15 protein-coding genes are annotated in these 16,822 nt (G+C 64.5%); 1 reads left to right on the top strand and 14 read right to left on the bottom strand.

The genetic code is table 11. The features are described 5' to 3' along the window. Positions 1-55 precede the first annotated feature (55 nt). The 12 genes from rdfA to rhcC form a co-directional block, all read right to left on the bottom strand. Positions 56-679 (bottom strand): rod-determining factor RdfA, encoded by a 624-nt coding sequence (gene rdfA / locus DVK03_RS15415; protein WP_004061642.1) that lies wholly within the window; start codon positions 677-679, stop codon positions 56-58. 792 nt (positions 680-1,471) lie between these two features. Continuing rightward, a complete protein-coding gene (gene rhcB, locus DVK03_RS15410; protein ID WP_115803551.1) occupies positions 1,472-2,269 on the bottom strand; it encodes an L-rhamnose 1-dehydrogenase in 798 nt (265 codons plus the stop codon). 51 nt (positions 2,270-2,320) lie between these two features. Next, positions 2,321-3,172, bottom strand: coding sequence for a 2,4-diketo-3-deoxy-L-rhamnonate hydrolase (gene rhcF / locus DVK03_RS15405; RefSeq protein ID WP_006599980.1), 852 nt, complete (start codon positions 3,170-3,172; stop codon positions 2,321-2,323). 99 nt (positions 3,173-3,271) lie between these two features. Beyond that, positions 3,272-4,030: an IclR family transcriptional regulator gene (locus DVK03_RS15400; protein ID WP_008609140.1), complete on the bottom strand. Its 759-nt coding sequence runs from the start codon at positions 4,028-4,030 to the stop codon at positions 3,272-3,274. A gap of 228 nt (positions 4,031-4,258) precedes the next feature. Next, positions 4,259-5,287, bottom strand: coding sequence for a TIGR03560 family F420-dependent LLM class oxidoreductase (locus DVK03_RS15395; protein ID WP_008609137.1), 1,029 nt, complete (start codon positions 5,285-5,287; stop codon positions 4,259-4,261). Between the two features lie 2 nt (positions 5,288-5,289). Next, a complete protein-coding gene (gene rhcD / locus DVK03_RS15390) occupies positions 5,290-6,495 on the bottom strand; it encodes an L-rhamnonate dehydratase (RefSeq protein ID WP_115803552.1) in 1,206 nt (401 codons plus the stop codon). An 87-nt stretch (positions 6,496-6,582) separates the two neighbouring features. Then, positions 6,583-7,617, bottom strand: coding sequence for a 2-keto-3-deoxy-L-rhamnonate dehydrogenase (gene rhcE, locus DVK03_RS15385; RefSeq protein ID WP_115803553.1), 1,035 nt, complete (start codon positions 7,615-7,617; stop codon positions 6,583-6,585). A gap of 169 nt (positions 7,618-7,786) precedes the next feature. Then, entirely contained in the window at positions 7,787-8,968 is a 1,182-nt protein-coding gene (locus DVK03_RS15380; protein ID WP_006599984.1) for an ABC transporter ATP-binding protein, read from the bottom strand. Positions 8,969-9,064: 96 nt separating this feature from the next. After that, entirely contained in the window at positions 9,065-10,036 is a 972-nt protein-coding gene (locus DVK03_RS15375; RefSeq protein ID WP_004061658.1) for a carbohydrate ABC transporter permease, read from the bottom strand. Beyond that, positions 10,036-10,962 carry a carbohydrate ABC transporter permease gene (locus DVK03_RS15370; RefSeq protein ID WP_115803554.1) on the bottom strand — a complete coding sequence of 309 codons (927 nt, stop codon included), beginning with the start codon at positions 10,960-10,962 and terminating at the stop codon, positions 10,036-10,038. The genes DVK03_RS15375 and DVK03_RS15370 overlap by 1 nt, the downstream gene beginning before the upstream one ends. 58 nt (positions 10,963-11,020) lie before the next feature. After that, the gene (locus DVK03_RS15365; RefSeq protein ID WP_115803555.1) at positions 11,021-12,397 is read right to left on the bottom strand and encodes an ABC transporter substrate-binding protein; all 1,377 of its coding nucleotides are present in this window, start codon (positions 12,395-12,397) and stop codon (positions 11,021-11,023) included. 212 nt (positions 12,398-12,609) lie between these two features. Then, the gene (gene rhcC, locus DVK03_RS15360; RefSeq protein ID WP_004061663.1) at positions 12,610-13,479 is read right to left on the bottom strand and encodes an L-rhamnono-1,4-lactonase; all 870 of its coding nucleotides are present in this window, start codon (positions 13,477-13,479) and stop codon (positions 12,610-12,612) included. Positions 13,480-13,558: 79 nt separating this feature from the next. Here rhcC and DVK03_RS15355 point away from each other — a divergent pair, with 79 nt between their 5' ends. Further along, on the top strand, positions 13,559-13,861 hold the full coding sequence (locus tag DVK03_RS15355; protein ID WP_004061665.1) for an L-rhamnose mutarotase: 303 nt from the start codon (positions 13,559-13,561) through the stop codon (positions 13,859-13,861). Between the two features lie 543 nt (positions 13,862-14,404). Here DVK03_RS15355 and DVK03_RS15350 read toward each other — a convergent pair. Both DVK03_RS15350 and DVK03_RS15345 read right to left on the bottom strand, forming a co-directional pair. Then, the gene (locus tag DVK03_RS15350; protein WP_008607086.1) at positions 14,405-15,502 is read right to left on the bottom strand and encodes a Gfo/Idh/MocA family protein; all 1,098 of its coding nucleotides are present in this window, start codon (positions 15,500-15,502) and stop codon (positions 14,405-14,407) included. A gap of 100 nt (positions 15,503-15,602) precedes the next feature. Continuing rightward, positions 15,603-16,670, bottom strand: coding sequence for a glycoside hydrolase family 105 protein (locus DVK03_RS15345; RefSeq protein WP_115803556.1), 1,068 nt, complete (start codon positions 16,668-16,670; stop codon positions 15,603-15,605). Positions 16,671-16,822: the final 152 nt, after the last annotated feature.

Below are 16,822 nucleotides of genomic sequence, written 5' to 3'. Positions count from 1 at the left end.
TATAAAATCACCCGTTGAGTCGAGGATAATGTGACAGCGCTAAGTATGTAATCAGTTAGTTCGATTCGCTCTCGTCGCAGTCGCACCCGCCGCGCTGGAGCAGTTCGACGACCTCGTACTGCGTCCCGCAGTCGCGGCAGTACACTTGCGTGTCCACGAGGACATCGAAGTCACCGAGTCGGAGTTTGCTCGTGTTGCGGAGCGAACTCAGACTCTGCTCGATGACCGCGACCAGTCGGCCGCGGAGTCGCTGGATGGACTCGATGACGTTGTCGATTCTGTTTCCGGACGAGGAGTCCTTCGAGACGCCGCGAATATCCGTCAGGTAGGTGTAGACCGCCTGGTGAGAGACGAAATCCGAGAGCAGTTGGTCGACGTCGACGCCGCGGGACTGGAGCGTGTTCTTCGCCTGAACGCGCATCCCCTCCGTGGTCTCGTCGCCGGTGAGAAGCGTGTACAGGTTCTCGACCTCGCCTTCGAGGACGTCCTCGCCCGCCTTGCGGAGCGCGGCGTCGAGCACCTTCTCGTTCATCAGATCCGCGAGGTCCCGGAGGCTGTCGCTGTCCTCGGGAGCCGTCCAGCGGTCGGCGAGCTGCTCGCCGAATCCGTCCAAGTCGTACGTCTCGATGACCCGCTCTACCTTGCTTAGGCGACGGTTCGTGCTTTGGTCGGTACCCATTACTCGCTTTTCACACGGTGGCGTGAAATATCTTCAGGTTTGGAGAGCGATTCGCCACACTCGGTGAGGCGCGTTCGTCGGAATCGAACTAGTAATATCCGGCAATGTCGGACGGAATAGATGGGGTTCGACGACTCGCGCGGAGACTGGGCAGTAACGCGGGGCCGGAGTCGGGAAGGCAGACGCTACGTAGCCGACGGGAGACGACCGAAAAATAGAGCATCAATGGGACGTTGTGCTCGGTAGGTAGCCGCGCCACGTGTTCACGAGTATCAGTTGGGCAGGCGTACTCGGTGGGGGCTACCGTGCGTACAGTATGACTGACGTACTGATGGCTATCGTGCTGGATGCACGGGATGCTGATTACACATGGGTCGGATTGCTCCACCCACGTGCTGTTACACGACACACCGATATGTGAGTTATGTTTATGACTATTATTGCCACGGAGGCGAAATCCGGTGCTCAAAGCCACGAGCTCGTCGCTGAGTGCCAGAGGTGAATTGGACGAGTCACGGACGGCGACGACAGGCCACCAACTGCGGCGGCGCGAGTCGGTGCGGACATCTCCGAGTCGCTTGATTTCGCATCCTCGCGGCGGTCGCGCGCGCCGCGACGGGCACGCCGCGGTTCAGTTCGCCCGGCCGCCAGATTCTACACAATCAATATCCGATAATGCCGGACTGCGTGTGAGTACTGTGGCCGAACGCTCGGGTTCCGGCTCCGGCTCGGGGAGTCGAAAGCATCGATTTCGGACGCTTCGGGCGGCTCTCGAAGTCGTCGCGGCGAACACTAGTGTTTGAGGTAGCCGCCGTCGACGGCGATGGACTCGCCGGTTATCCAGTCGCCCTCCTCGGAGAGGAGCAGGACCGCGACGTGGCCCACTTCTTCGGGTTGGCCGATTCGGTCGAGGATGTGCACGTCGAGCGTCTCCGCGAGGATTTCGTCCGGCGACTTGCCCGACTGCTCGGCGTGCTCGTCGAGCCATTCCTCGACCATCGGCGTCTCGACGGTGCCCGGTTTGAGCGCGTTGACGGTGATGCCGTGGTCGCTCAGTTCCTTCGCCAGCACGGTCGTGAAGGCGAGGACGGCCGCCTTGGACGCGCCGTACGCGCCCTGTCCGGCGAACGGCCGCTCCGCGCCGACCGACGAGATGTTGACGATGCTGCCCTCGATGTCGCCGTCGACCATCCGGCTGGCGACGGCCTTGGAGACGAGGAACGTCCCCTTGGCGTTCACCTCGAAGTGGAGGTCCCAGTCGTCTTCGGTCGTTTCGAGGAGCGGGACGGCCTGCTGGACGCCCGCGTTGTTCACGAGGCCGTGGATGTCACCGAGCGCCTCGATTGCGGCGTCGACGGCGGTCTCGACGCCTTCGGCGTCCGTCACGTCGACCTCGTACACCTCGGCCTCGCCGCCCTCCTCGCGGACGAGGTCGGCCGTCTCGGCGGCCACCCCGGGCTTCGTGTCGAAAATCGATACGTCGGCCCCGGCGCGGGCGCAGCGGACCGCGATGCCGCGGCCGATGCCGCGCGCGCCGCCGGTCACGACGATATGCCTGTCTCTCAGTCGGGTGTCTGTGTGCGTGCTCATAGTCGGTAGTACCGGGATATCCTATAAATAATTGTGCTGTACGGCGGGCGGTTACTCGTCGCGCTCGGCGACGACCGGGTTGGTTAGCGTGCCGATGCCCTCGATTTCCACGTCGACGCTGTCGCCCGGTTCGAGCAGTTCCGGCGGGTCGCGGAAGATGCCGACGCCGCCGGGCGTGCCGGTGGAGATGACGTCGCCCGGGCGGAGCGTCGTGATGCCGCTGATGTACTCGACGACCTCGTCGACGCCGAAGATGAACTCGGAGGTGTTGGACTCCTGTTTCGTCTCGCCGTTGACGCGGCAGGCGACGTCGAGGTCGTGCGGGTCGACGTCGCCCTCGGGGACGAACGTCGGCCCCATCGGGGCGAACGTGTCGTAGCTCTTGCCGCGGAAGAACTGGCCGTCGTCGAACTGCGCGTCGCGGCCGCTCACGTCGTTGATGGCGGTGTAGCCCGCGACGTAGTCGAAAGCGTCCTCGGCGTCGACGTTCTTGGCCGTCTGCCCGACGACGACGCCGAGTTCGACCTCGTAGTCTACCTCGTCGATGGCCGCCGGGTGGACGATGGGGTCGCCGGGGTTCGTGACGGACGTACCGGCCTTCCCGAACAGGAGCGGGCGTTCGGGGACTTCCTCGTCCTGTTCTTCGGCGTGGTCGTGGTAGTTGAGGCCGACGCAGACGATTTTACCGGGGCGCGGCACGGGCGCGAGGAGTTTCACCTCCTCGACGGGGACCGACTGGTCCTCGGCGGCGTCCGCGGCGTCCTCGACGACGGTGAGGAAGCCGGGGCTGTTGAGGTTCTGGACGGTCACGTCTTCGCGGAGGCCGGAAAGCGGGACGACATCGTCGTCGCGGCGGACGCCCCACTCGGGAGCACCGCCCGCGGTGTATCGAACGAGTTGCATCGTTACACTCTGCCACACCGTGGTACGTAACTGTTGCGCTCTACGCAGCATTGCGACGACGGGAGCGAGGCGGGCGGCCCGAGGCCGCCGACCCGCCGACTACGAGTACGTGAGGTTCACCTCGATGACGTTCGCGCTCTTGAGAATCTGGTTCGGCAGCTCCTCGGTAAAGCGCTCCTCGCGCATCCGGCTTTTCGGCCCCGAGACGCTCACGGCGGCGATGGCGTAGTCGTCCTCGTTGAGTATCGGCGCGGCCACACAGCGCATGCCCTTGACCCGTTCTTCGTCGTCGTAGGAGTAACCGCGCTCGCGGACCTGCTCCAACACGTCGAACAGTTCCTCGCGGTCGGTGATAGAGCGGTCGGTCACCGCCTCCAGTCCGTGGCGGTCCAAGATGCCCTCGACTTCCTCCCGCGGCCGGTTCGCCATGATAGACTTCCCGAGCGCCGTCGTCTGCAACGGGACGCGCATCCCGGCGTGGGTGTCCAGACGAACGGCGTCGGGACCCCGCGAGCGGTACAGAAAGACGCCGATACCGTGTTCCTCGATCATCAGATTCGCGTGCTCGCCGGTCACCTGCGCGAGTTCGTTTATCTCGGGGCGGGCGATGTTGAACACCTTCTGTCGAGAGCGCGCGTGCGCGCCCAATTGGAGGAATCGCGTGCTGACGTAGTAGGTGTCGCCCTCCTTGACGAGGTACTCCTGTTGCTCCAGCGTCCGCAGGTGGTCGTGAATCGTGCTGGTCGGCTTGTCCAGTCGCTTGGCTACCTCCGAGACGCCCGCCCCGTCGAGTTCCCGCAGGAGGTCGACGAGTTCGAGCGAGATTTTGACCGCGTTGACCGGGACGTCCTTCGTCATAGTTGGTTATGAACCCTCATCCCTCAAATGTCTTTCCGCTATTGCCGGAAACGGTGGAACGGTCACGAGCGCCGAACTCGGGGATGGAGAATTTTTTGTATAATTTAAATAATTCAAATTCTGTACCTGTCGGGGAGACGACTGACGAGAGGATGCGAAAAAAGAAAGCGAGTGCGCAAGGGCGACGCGAGCGCGACCCGAGCGCGCCGCGCTCGACTCGCGGGTGCCTCAGTTGAACTGCGGGATGACTTCGTCCGCGAACAGTTCCATGCCGCCGGTGTCGGGGAAGTCGATGAACCAACCCTGGAACTTCGTCACGCCGGCGTCGATGCGGCGATCGATGGCCTCCGCGCACTCCTCGGGCGTCCCCATGATGAAGTACTCGCGGGCGTCTTCCTCCGTCACGATGGGCGCTTGGTCTTGGTACTCTTCTTCGAACTGGATGGGCGTCATCAGGTCGAGCAGGCGGTCGAACTTCTCCTCGTCGCGGGTGCAGATAACGTGGCCGTCCCACGAGTACTCGATGTCGTCGGGGTCGCGGCCGACGGTCTCGCAGTGGTCTTCGATGACGCCGATTTTGTGTTCGAGCGTCTCCACGTCGCCGTTGAACACGTCGGTGTTCCACACGTCGGCGTGCTTGGCGACGAGTTTGAGCGTGACCTCCTCGCCCTGCCCGCCGACGAGGATGGGCGGATGGGGGTCCTGCACGGGACCGGGGACGCAGTAGGCGTCCTCGATTTGGTAGTGCTTCCCGTCGAAGCTCGCGCCGTCGGTGCCGGCGGCCCACATGCGCTTCATGAGACGGATGGACTCGTCGAGTCGCATCAGGCGCTCGAAGCCGTCGCGGTACTCCCAACCGTAGGCGTCGTACTCCGGTTCGTGCCAGCCCGCGCCGAGGCCGAGTTCCAGCCGCCCGTCGGAAATCACGTCGAGCGTGGCCGCCATCTTGGCGACGAGCGCCGGGTTGCGGTAGTCGTTACAGAGGACGAGCGAGCCGAGGTTGATGTCCTCGGTGAAGCCGGCGATGGCCGACAGCAGCGTCCAACATTCGTACTCGGCGTGGTCGCGACCCAACAGCAGGTGGTCTGGTGCCCACACCGCGTCGAAGCCGAGTTCCTCCGCCTTCTGGACGCCCATCTTGGTCGTCTCCCAGTCGAGCGCCTCGTACTGCGGGGTGTCGCGGTGCGTCGGCTCGGTCCCCTCGTCGGGCGCGCCGGCGAAGACGGGGACGTTGTACTCGAAGCTGATGTCCGACATCGTTACTCGATGGCGAAGTGTTCGAGCGCCTCGCGGTTCAGTTGCGTGCTGACGCCGGGCTCGTCGGGCAGCGGAATCGACCCGTTCTCCGGCGACGGCGGGTTCTGGAAGATGGCGTCGGCGTAGGTCGACTCGCGTTTCTCCTGGCGCTCCTCGAACCACTCGGGAGTCGGGAAGTACTCCGCCATCGGCATGTTCGTGTGACCGGCGATGGCGTGGAGCGTCGGGTTCGTGCCGGCGTGCGGGATGACGGGCACGTCGTGGACCTCGGCCATGTCGGCGACCTTCTGGAGTTCCGTGATACCGCCGACGCGACCCACGTCGGGCTGGAGGATGTCGACCGCACCTTCTTCGAGGAGGTCCTCGTGGCCCCAGCGGGTGAACTCGTGTTCGCCGCCCGAAATCGGCATCGGCGCGGCCTCGCGGACCTCGGCGTAGCCGGAGATGTCGTCGGCGATGACGGGCTCTTCGACCCACGCCATGTCGTACTTGCCGAGGCGCTGGGTCATCTCCTTTGCGTACTTGACTGACCAGCCCATGTAGGCGTCGCCCGCGATTTCGATTTCGTCGCCGACGGCGTCGCGGACCGTCGCGACGATTTCCTCGTTCTTCTTCATGCCCGCGCGGCCGTCCTCGGGGCCGTGGAGGAAGCGGAGTTTCATCGCGTCGAAGCCCTCCTCGACGTACTGGACCGCCTCGCGTTCGAGCTTCTCCATGTCGACGGGGTGGAGGTTCGACGCGTAGGCGGGGATCTCGTCTTTGGTGGGGCCGCCGAGCAGTTCGTACACCGGCTTGCCGGCGTCCTTCCCGGCGATGTCCCACAGCGCCTGGTCGACCGCGCTGATGGCCATGACCGCGACGCCCTTCCGGCCGAACGGGAGCGTGGCGCGGTACATCTGCTCCCAGAGGAGTTCGCGCTGCATCGGGTCTTCCCCGACCACGATTTTCGACAGCGTCTCCTCGACGACGGTGGCGATGGCTCCGGTACCCCAGTTACCGACGCCGACGCCGGTGATGCCCGCGTCCGTCTCGACCTCGACCACCACGTCGCCCACGGGGCCCATCCACTTGCGGCGGGCCTGCGGGTTCTCACCGTCGACGTTGCGGTACTCGTCGTACTTCGACATGATGGTGACGAGCGGGAATTCGATGAACTCGCCCCACGACTCGTTGCTGATTTTCGTCGCTGAGATGTCTGTAATCTCCATGATTTGTTTGGTACGACCTCACATCCAATCGGCACGGGTAAAATAGTTTCTGTCGTCGAGCGGTTCGCGGCCGGAATGCGGGGCCGTTCAGCCGTCGAACTGGAAGACCGGCTTGCAGGTCTCCGAACCGAGGAACGCTTCGAACGCCGCGGCGGGGTCGTCGACGCTGTAAGAGGTGTCGAGAATCTTCTCGACCGCGATTTCGCCGCGCTCCATCAGGCGAAGCGCCTGCTCGAAGTTCGTCCACGTCGAGCCGTAGGAGGTGTTGATGTCGACCTCGCCGCGGACGGTCGAGGTGAGGCTGAGTTCGCTAGCCGAGTTCGGGATGCCGACGACGACGATTTGGCCGCCCTTGCGGACCACGTCGTTCCCGGAGACCACGCCGCTGTGGTGACCCGTCGCGTCGAAGACCACGTCGAAGCCGATGCCGTCGGTCTGCGACTCGACCCGCCCGTCGAGGCCGCCTTCTTCTTCGAGGTTCACCGTGTCGATGCCGAGGTCTTCGAGCAGCGGGAGGCGATACGCCGCGTCCTGACCGAGTCCGGAGACGACGACGTTCGCGCCGAGGGAGTCGGCGACGGCGGCGACGAGGACGCCGATTGGGCCCGGCCCCTCGACGAGGACGTTGTCGCCGGGCGTCGTCACCGACTGGTCGAGGACCGCGCGGGTGGCGATGCTCGTCGGCTCCGTGATGGCGGCGTGCCGGAGGGGAACGCCCTCGGGAACCGCGTGGACGTGCTCGGGGGTGACGGTGACGTACTCCGTGTACGCGCCGTCGCGGTGCATCCCCGTAATGGAGAAGTTCTGACAGACGTTCGGCTGACCGTTCCGACACTGGAAGCAGTGACCGCAGTCGTGAATCGGCTCCTCGACGACCTTGTCGCCGACCTCGAACGTCTCGACGTTCGCGCCGACCTCCGTGACCGTCCCGGAGTACTCGTGGCCCATGATTCGCGGGATGGGAATCCACTCGTAGCCGCCGTCGTACTTGTAGGCGTGAGCGTCGCTCCCGCAGAGTCCCGCGGTGTGGACCTTGATGAGCAGTTCGTCTGCGCCGGGAGTGGGAACCTCCCGCTCTTGTGTCTCTACCGAGCGCGGCCCGGTCTGAATGATGGCTTTCATAGTTGCGAATAACCGTGTGGGTTCGTCTCGTTTTACACCATGTGAACACACCGATTAATATGTTTGGGTGCGGGTGGGAGATTTCGGCCGTAGCGCGGCTGAAGCCGCGGCTGAGTGGGCTTCGAAAGCCCGTCCGATAGGCGAAGGTGATGTCTCCCGGACGTTCGGCTCAGATTTCGACGCCGTCGGACTCGGACGACTGGGACTGCGACTGGACGGCGGCTCGGTTCTCGATACGCCGCCCCTTGCGCAGCGCCTCCGTCTGGGCGTCGAACAAGTAGACGTGTTCGGGCGCGATAGAAAGCGACAGCGTGTCGCCGGACGACAGTCCGTGGAACTCGCCGATTTCGGCGGTGACGTCGCCCATCGGTCCGTTTCCGTGAACGATTGCTTTCGTGCCGACCGGCTCGACGACGCGGACCTCCACGTCGAACGTCAGCCCGTCGGCGCGGCGCTTGCTCGTCTGGTAGAAGTCCTGCGGGCGGAACCCGACGTTGACGCGCCCGGGCGGCACCTCCGTATCGAGGGCGTCACTCGGCAGTTCGAAGCTCACGCCGTCGAGTTCGACGCGAGCGCCGCCGTCGGCGTCGGCGACGACGCCGTCGTAGATGTTCATGTCCGGGCTGCCGACGAACTGCGCGACAAAGAGGTTCGCCGGCTCGTTGAACACTTCCTCCGGGCGTCCCAGTTGCTGGAGCGCGCCGTCGTTGAGAACGGCGATTTTGTCGGCGATGGTCATCGCCTCCTCCTGGTTGTGGGTGACGTACGCGGAGGTGATTCCGACCTCGGACTGCAGTTCGTCGATTTCGGTCCGCATCGTCTTGCGGAGCTTCGCGTCGAGGTTCGCCAGCGGCTCGTCGAACAGGAACAGCCGCGGCTCGCGGATGATAGCCCGGCCGAGCGCGACGCGCTGTTTCTGGCCGCCGGAGAGCTGTGCGGGCTTGTTGTTCAGGAGCTGTTCGATTTCGAGCATCGTGGCGACCTCCTCGACGCGCTCGTCGATGTCCGCCTTCGACATCCCGTTGTCCTCCCGCTTGAGGCCGAACCCGAGGTTCTCCCGGACGGTCATGTGCGGATAGAGCGCGAAGTCCTGGAACACCATCGCCACGTCGCGGTTGCGGGCTTTGATGTCGTTGACGACGACGTCGTCGAAGCGAATCTCCCCGGAGGTTGGCGTCTCCAGCCCGCCGATCATCCGGAGCGTCGTCGTCTTCCCGCACCCGCTCGGTCCGAGCAGAACGAGGAACTCCCCGTCTTCGACGTCGATGTCGAGGCTGTCGACCGCGACGACTCCGTCCTTGTCGGGGTCGCCGAAAATCTTCGTGACACCGTCTACTGTGAGGTGTGTCATTGTAAAACATTATCGTAGTACACCTCTTAAAGCTAGCGACTGAATGCGAAAATTGGCCGCGGTGTGCGGCACCGAAAGACGGCGGCTGAGAGGGTGTTATCCCTTGATAGCGCCGCCGGTGAGTCCTTGCACGAAGTAGCGCTGGATGTAGGCCAGTCCGAGCAGGACGGGAAGCGAGATGATGATGGAGGCCGCGGCGACGACGTTCCACTGGGTGTTGAACCCCTGCACGAACGTCAGGAGCCCCGGCGGAACCGTGTACCGGGAGTTGTCGAGGAGCGTCAGCGCGAACACCAACTCGTTCCACGCGAGGAGGAACGCGAAGATGAACGACGCGATGAGCGAGTTCCGCGCCATCGGCACGATGACGTACCAGAACGTCTCTATCGAGCTACACTGGTCGATGCGGGAGGCCTCGATAATCGAGTCCGGGAAGTCGTCGAAGAAGCCCTTCATCAGCCAGACGACGAACGGCGCGGTCATCGCGCCGTAGATGAGAATCAACACGAGGTGCGTGTTGAACAGGCCGAGCGCCGAGACGAGTTCCCACTCGGGGACCATGATGGCGGTCCCCGGGAACATCAGCGACGCGAGGAAGATGCTCATCAGCGCGTTCTTCCCAACGAAGTCGCGGCGCGACAGCACGTACGACGCGGCCGTCCCGAGGACGAGCGCGATTGCGCCCGCGCCGACGGCGACTTTCAGGCTGTTCAACACGAGCGACAGGATGTCGATGTCGATGGCCGACGACGCCTGCCAGCCGAACAGGTTGGCGAACAGCGAGGTGTAGCCGCCCGCCTGAATCGACGACTCGACGACGAGCCGGAAGCCCTCAAGCGAGAAGTCGTTCGGGAACACCGTCGGCGGAATCTGCTGAATCTCCGCGGTGGTCTTGAACGCCGTCACGACCATCCAGTACAGCGGGAAGAGGACGAACGCGAAGACGACGAGCGTCAGGAGCGCGACCGCCGTCTTGCGGACGTACGCACCCGCCGTGGTGTCGAACAGCCACGACTCGTTCCGCCGGAACTCGGCGGCCGGGTCGGCGTCGGAGTCTTGTGCCGCCATCAGACGTCACCCCGCACTTGGTCGTACACCTGGATGTAGTAGTACGAGAACACGAGCAGGACGACGAACAGGATGAGCGACAGCGCCGACGCCAGCCCCACGTCGAAGTCGACGAACGCCGTCCGGTAAATCATGACCGGGAGCGTGCTGCTGGAGACGCCGGGGCCGCCCTTCGTCATCACCCAAATCATCGAGAAGTTCCTGATGTTGTAGATGAGCATCAGGAGGAACCCGATGGCGAGGTTGTACCGCATCATCGGGATGGTGATGAACCGGAACTGCTCCCACGGCGTCGCACCGTCCATCCGCGCGGCCTCGTAGAGATGCTCGTCGATTCCCTGCAAGGACGTGAGCGTCAACAGCGCGAACAGGGGTGCGAGCCGCCAAATCATCCCGATGATGGGCGGCCACAACGAGAGTTCCGTCGAGCCGAGCATGACGATGTACTCGTCGACGACGCCGAGTTGGACGAGCAGTTCGTTGATGATACCCTGCGACCCGCCGAACATGAACTGCCAGATGGACGCGCCGACGACCCGCGGGAGGACCCACGGGATGAGCACGATGGCGCTCGCGACGCTCGTGTACGGGAGCTTCTCGTGAAGGAGCCAGCCCATCAAGAAGCCGAGGACGATAGCGGCGGAGCTACCGACGACGACCCAGACGAGCGTGTTCCACAGGACCTGATGGATGGTCGGACTCGACCAGATTTCGGCGTAGTTCGCCAGTCCGACGAACTCGGCCTCGCTGGGCGCGAGCAGGTCCTTGTTGAAGAAGCTCGAGTAGATGGCCTGCGCGATGGGGTAGAGGATGAACAGTCCGACGAGCGCCGTCACCGGTAGGACCGGGAGGTACATCTTGACCCCTTCGGGAATCCGTTCGGAGACGCTCTCGAACGACCCTCTCGCCTGCTTCGAGTAGCTCATGGCTTCGTCTCACCACCGCGGGCCCGCGGTCGTTCGAGCGACGGTCCGAATCGCATGGTCAGGCCAGCTCCTCGTCGATGACTTCCTGAACCGATTCGTTGGCGGCGCTGCAAGCCTCTTCGGCCGTCGCGTTGCCGAGGACGACCGGCTGGATGACCTCGGTGTTGATGATGCTCTGGACCGACGCGATGCCCGAGAACGACGGGAACCGCGAGGTGCGCGTGAACAGATCGTCGTTCTCGTACAGCGTCACGAGGTCCCCGAACTGGCTCCGGAAGAGGTCGCTCGGGTCCTCGAAGGCGCTTTCGAGCGTCGGGACGCGCCCGCGGATGCCCACGTCGTTCTCGGCGTCGTAGGTCCACGGCGCGAGCTGTTCTTCGGAGTTCCACCACTCGGTGAAGTCGAAGGCGGCCCGGAGCTCGGCCTCCGAATCGGTGCCGTTGCCGAGCATGAACCCCTGCGCGTTCTGTAAGAGCAGGTCGCGGGGTTCGAAGCTCCCCGACGGGCTGTCCGGCAGCGGCGCGCGGGTGACGGTGTGACCCTCGCCGTCGAGCCACTCCTGCGGCGCGCCGGTCGTCTGGTAGACCGCGTTGGCGTGGGAGTACGTGATGAAGATGCCGGACTCGCCCTCGCGGAGGAGCCGTCCCGCACCGATGTGGTCGTTCTCGGCTATCGAGTTGGGGAACAGCCCGGCGTCCGCGATGTCCTGATAGAGCCTGACGGCGTCGACGAAGCCGGGTTGGTCGACCGTCGCCTCCAGCGTCTCGGGGTCGAAGTACCGGCCGCCGTTGGCGTAGACGAAGCCGATGAAGTAGCCGGTCGTCAGGCCGAAGTCGGTCCCCGGCGCGGTAATCGCCGCCGACACCTCGTCTAGCTCCTGCATCTCCTCGCCGAGTTGGATGAGTTCCTCCCAGTTGCGCGGCGGGCTGTCGAAGCTCGTCTGTTCGAGATAGTCGGTTCGGATGTCCACGAACGGGCCGAGGTCGGCGTAGCCGCCGGGGAGCCCCCACTGCCGCTCCCCTTCGGTGTCACCGAGGCTGTCGTAGATTTGCGTATCGACGTTCGCCTGGATGAACCGGCTGTTTATCTCCTCTAGCTCGTCGGCGAACTGCTCTTGGTCGAGCGGTTGGATGGCGCTCGCGCCGACGTAGTCGGGAATCTGTTGGGTCTGGCCGGCCATCACGTCCGGGAGGTTGTTGTTCGCCGCCGCGGAGGCGATAATCTGGTACTTCTGTCCCCACTCTTGGTGCTGGTAGGTGACGTCGTGCTCGCCGTAACTGCCGTAGTGGTTACTGATGTACTCCCGTTCGGCGGGGATGCCGCCGAACAGCCAGAAGTCGAGAGACTGGGAGCCCGAACCACCGCCGCCGGAGCCCCCGGAGCCGTCGCCTCCGCCGGAACCCCCACCGTTGCCACCGTCGTTTCCGCCATCCATACAACCAGCCAACGCCGCGGTGAGACCCGCTCCGAGCCCAGTCACGTATCGCCGCCTGCTGAGCCGGTTCGATGAACTACTGTTTGCCATGGTGTACCATTACAAATCACTATAATTCATTATAATAAATATACCGGTGCAATCTAGAGCGGGAATAGCAGCCACCGAATCGACGATGGGCGGGCGAGGCACGTTGTGACGACCGATTACACTCACCCGAGGTCGACGTGCCGCCGGAACGACTTCTCGGTCAGCCACGACCGGTCGGCCTTCGACAACGAGTCGACCTGTTTGAGCCAGTTACACGCCTCGGCGTAGCTGGCAACGTCGCTGACGTTGGGGTAGTCGGAGCCCCAGACGACCCGCTCGCGCCCGAAGGTGTCGAGGAGCCACCGGACGTGGTCGTGCATGTCGGCGTAGGGGAACGCCGAGTCGGACATGTGAACGATTTCCGAGACCTTCACCGCGACCGAGTCGTGTTCCGCGAGGTCGGCGAACCGGCTGAACGTCCCCTCGTCGGTGGGGGTGTCCGGGCCCGCGTGGGCGAAGTGGTCGAACAGGTAGGTGAGGTCGGGGTACGCCTCGACGAGTTCGAGCGCCTGGTCGAGTTGGCCGTGGTCGCAGAGAATCTGAACCGTGGCGTCGTGCTCGACCGCGGCCTCCCAGAACGCGGTCTCCTCGACGCTCTCTCCGAGCCACGTCACGCTCGGGTCGAACGTCTCCCACATGCGGTCGTACGGACAGGCCGCGCCGAGTCGGAAACCGAGGACGCCGTCGGTCTCCATGCAGCGGTCGAGTCGCTCGACGGCGTCGGCGGCGAAGGGGTCGAGCATCACGATGCCGTGGAGTCGGTCGTACTCGGCGGCGACCCGGCGGGTGTACCAGTTGTCCGTCCAGTCGCAGATGGGGTAGCCCACGACGACGGCCTCGTCCACGCCGTTTCGGTCCATGTCGGCGAGCAGGCGGTCGGCGGTGTAGACGGTGTGCACGTCGAAGCTGTCGACGAGGTCCAAGATGGGGCCGTTGGTCCACGGGTGGTCCGGGCTCGCGGCACCCCACGCGTGGGTGTGGGTATCTATCATTACAATCGACGACGGGCGTTCCCGTACTAAATCTTACCCGCCGAAAAGCTAAGACGGGGGCCGCCGAATCGGAGGCCGTATGGCGCGAATCGCGTTCCACCTGGAGATTAAAGACGGCAAGCGAGAAGAGTACCGAACGAAACACGAGAACGTCCCCGAGGCGCTCGAATCCGCCTACTTGGACTCCGACGCCGGCCTGCAAACGTACAGCGTCTTCGAGAAAGACGGCCACGTTTTCGGCTTCATGGAAGTCGACGACCCGGAGGCCATCCAAGAAGTCATGGACAACAGCGAGGCGCAGGCCGACTGGGCCGAGGTCATGAGCGGCATCACCGTCGAGACCGACGACAGTTGGATGGACGAAGTCTACCGGATGGTCTGACGCCCGGGAGACGAGAATTGTCCGGGCATGGCGGACGAAACGCCGTTCCGACCGAATATATCAAGACCAACAGTATCGAATAAATATCCATAGACACTCGTTTTCGGCCGTCTCAATCCCCACATCGGGACGATTCCAGAGGATTCCTGCGGCTCCGGTTCTACCGGATGATTGTCCGGTGATGGCGGAAGTCCGTCCGGGGTGGAATCGACCAGTTGCGGTTGTCCGTCGAGGCGAGGACGCAAGGGCGAATTGAGTGCTCTCGCCGGCAACGCGGGTCGTACGCCGCAAATCATTACGCACATAGAACTGTAATTCAGAGTTGGTTCCATTTAAATTGATTCGGGAATAATATGGTGACCGGACGTGAGTCAGTAACGCTGACGCCCGCCAGGGGAGAACGTGACGAAACGGCGCTACTCTGTACCGACAGCGCGTCTGTCACGAATATTTAGGGCGTTGTCAGTGACCCACGACAGGAATCCGATATCCGGTGATGTCGGATGGTCACACGTGGTGAGCGACAAACCGACCGCCCGCGGGCTACCAGGACGTAATCGGAACTTCGCGGAGCGGCCCCGGAAGCGGGACATCGACGGTCGAGTCGGTGTAGTGCGAGAGGTAGAACCCGACGATGATTTCGAGCGAGCGAGTCGCCGCGACGCCGGGCGAGTAGTTTTCGGCGTCGCCGTCGAGGAGTTCCTGCACGTGGGCCGCCGCGTTTGCGAAGGAGCCCTTGTAGTCGCCCTCCCACGTCCACGCGCCCTCGATACCGGGGAGCGGTCGCTCGACGTGGTCGCCGTCTTCGAGCGACCAGTAGCGCCACTCGCCGTCGTCGTTGTTCATGTAGAGTTTGCCCTCGGTGCCGATGAAACTCAGCGTCATCGAGGAGACGTCGCGCGGAATCGTGCAGTCCACGGTGACGAACGTGCCGTCGTCCATGACGACGTGCCCGCCGCCGCCGGCGTCGACGACCGACTCCGTGGCGTCCAGCGCGTCGAGCGCCTCGTTCTCGCCGGTGATGTGGCCGCTCACCCGCGAGGCCCGCGCGTCGAGGAGGTAGACGAGGGTGTCGAGGACGTGCGTGGAGTTCCGCATGAGTTCCATGCGGTACTGCGCGCTCACGGACTTCACGTCGCCGAGGATTTCCTCCTCGCGGACGAGGTCGCGGAGCCGACGGAGCTTGTCCGTGAACCGAAACGAGTGGTTGACGACGAGTTCCGTGTCGGTGTCGTCGCAGACGGCGACCATCTCCTCGGCGTCGCTGACGGCCGACGCGATGGGTTTCTCGCACCAGACGACCGAGGGGTCGGCCGCGGAGCGCGCGGCGTCGACGACGTGGTCGCGGTGGAGGAACGACGGCGTGCAGACCGACACCGCGTCGAGGTCCTCGGCGTCGAGCATCGCCTCGTGGCCGACGTACCGGCGGTCGGCGGGGATGTCCCACGCCTCCCCGAAGGTGTCCAGTTTCGACTCGTCCACGTCTGCGACGGCGACGAGTTCGATGTCGTCGGTCGCGGCGTAGCCGCCCGCGTGGCTCGCGTCGATTTTCTCCTTGCCGATGGCCGCCTCGTCGTGCATGCCGAGGATGCCCATTCCTGCGATGCCGCCGGTTCCGATGATGCCTGCGTGGTAAGTCATAGTGTCTCCTGTCGCGGGAGTTCGTTCGTCAATGTGCGCCGGAGCGCATAACTGTGGTGCCGGGCCGAAAGAGTCGAAACGAACGCTGGGGGCGAAGGTCTCAGTCGAGCGCGGCCGCGGCCATCAGGAACCAGCCCTGTCCGTACGGCGTGTCCGTCAGCGGGGCCTCGGGGCCGCCCGGCGGGCCGGCGACGCGGTTGACCGCGCCCTCCTCGCCGACGACGCGAGAGACGGCTGCGAGCCCGTCTCCGGCGGGTCGGCGGTAGGTCTCCGCATCGAGGATGCCGAGGTCGATGCCGCGGGCGAACGCGTAGGCGAACATGAGCGTCCCCGACGATTCGAGCGGCGTGTGCGGGTCGTCGACGAGGTTGTGCCAGAAACCGCTACCGTCTTGGAGCGGAAGGAGCGCCTCGCAGTGCGACCGGAACAGGTCGAGGAGGTCGTCGCGCTTCGGGTGGTCCTCGGGGAGCCGTTCGAGCACGTCCGCCGAGGCGGCGGCGGCCCACCCGTTGCCGCGCGCCCAGAACGCGCCCTGCGGGTAGTGGTTCGGCTGTTCGACCCAGATGTGGCGGAACAGCCCCGTGTGGCCGTCGCGGAGGTGCGCGGCGTGAATCAGAATCTGCTCGACCGCCTCGTCGAAGGCGTCGGCGTCGCCCGCGGCCGCGCCGTAGCGGGCGAGGAAGGGACACATCATGTAGACGGAGTCTATCCACAGCGACTTGATGCCCGCGAGGTCGGGGTCGTGGTGGGGGATACCGCCGTCTTCGGTCCGCTCGAAGGACAGAAGCGACTCGTAGGCGCGCTCGGCCGCGTCGAGGTAGCGGTCCTCGCCCGTGCGGTCGTAGAAGTCGAGGACGCCGTGACCGATGGCGGTGCTGTTGTTCGTGTTCATGCACTTCTTGACGGTCAGCTCCCAGCTCGCCTCGTACTCGCGGCCGTGGCTGAACACCTCTATCGGGTAGCTCGGGCCGTAGCTCAACTGCCCGGCGTCGTTCTGTGTCGCCACCGCGGTGTCGACGAGGTGCTTCGCGCGCTCGACCGACTCGGCTCCCCCCTCGGCGAGCAGGCCGTTGATGGCGACGCCGGTAATCCACGACTGACCGTCGATGTCCAGCGACCTGAGGTACGAGGCGGCGCGCTGGACTGGTGTAAGCTCGTCTGTTGGCATGAGTACAGTACCCACACGAAGACGTGCGAGGATGAAAAATGTATCCCATGGCGTCGCGCCACCACCGGACGGCGGCCGCGCGGGCCAGTCGGTCAGCCAGTCCGGAGCCGGGGGTACTCGTTCGCCGCGACAGACACGTTCCCCAGGCGGGA

The sequence above is a fragment of the Haloferax sp. Atlit-109R genome, from assembly GCF_003665865.1.
In the GTDB taxonomy this organism is placed as follows: domain Archaea; phylum Halobacteriota; class Halobacteria; order Halobacteriales; family Haloferacaceae; genus Haloferax; species Haloferax volcanii.
This window is presented reverse-complemented; position numbering and strand designations above follow the sequence as displayed.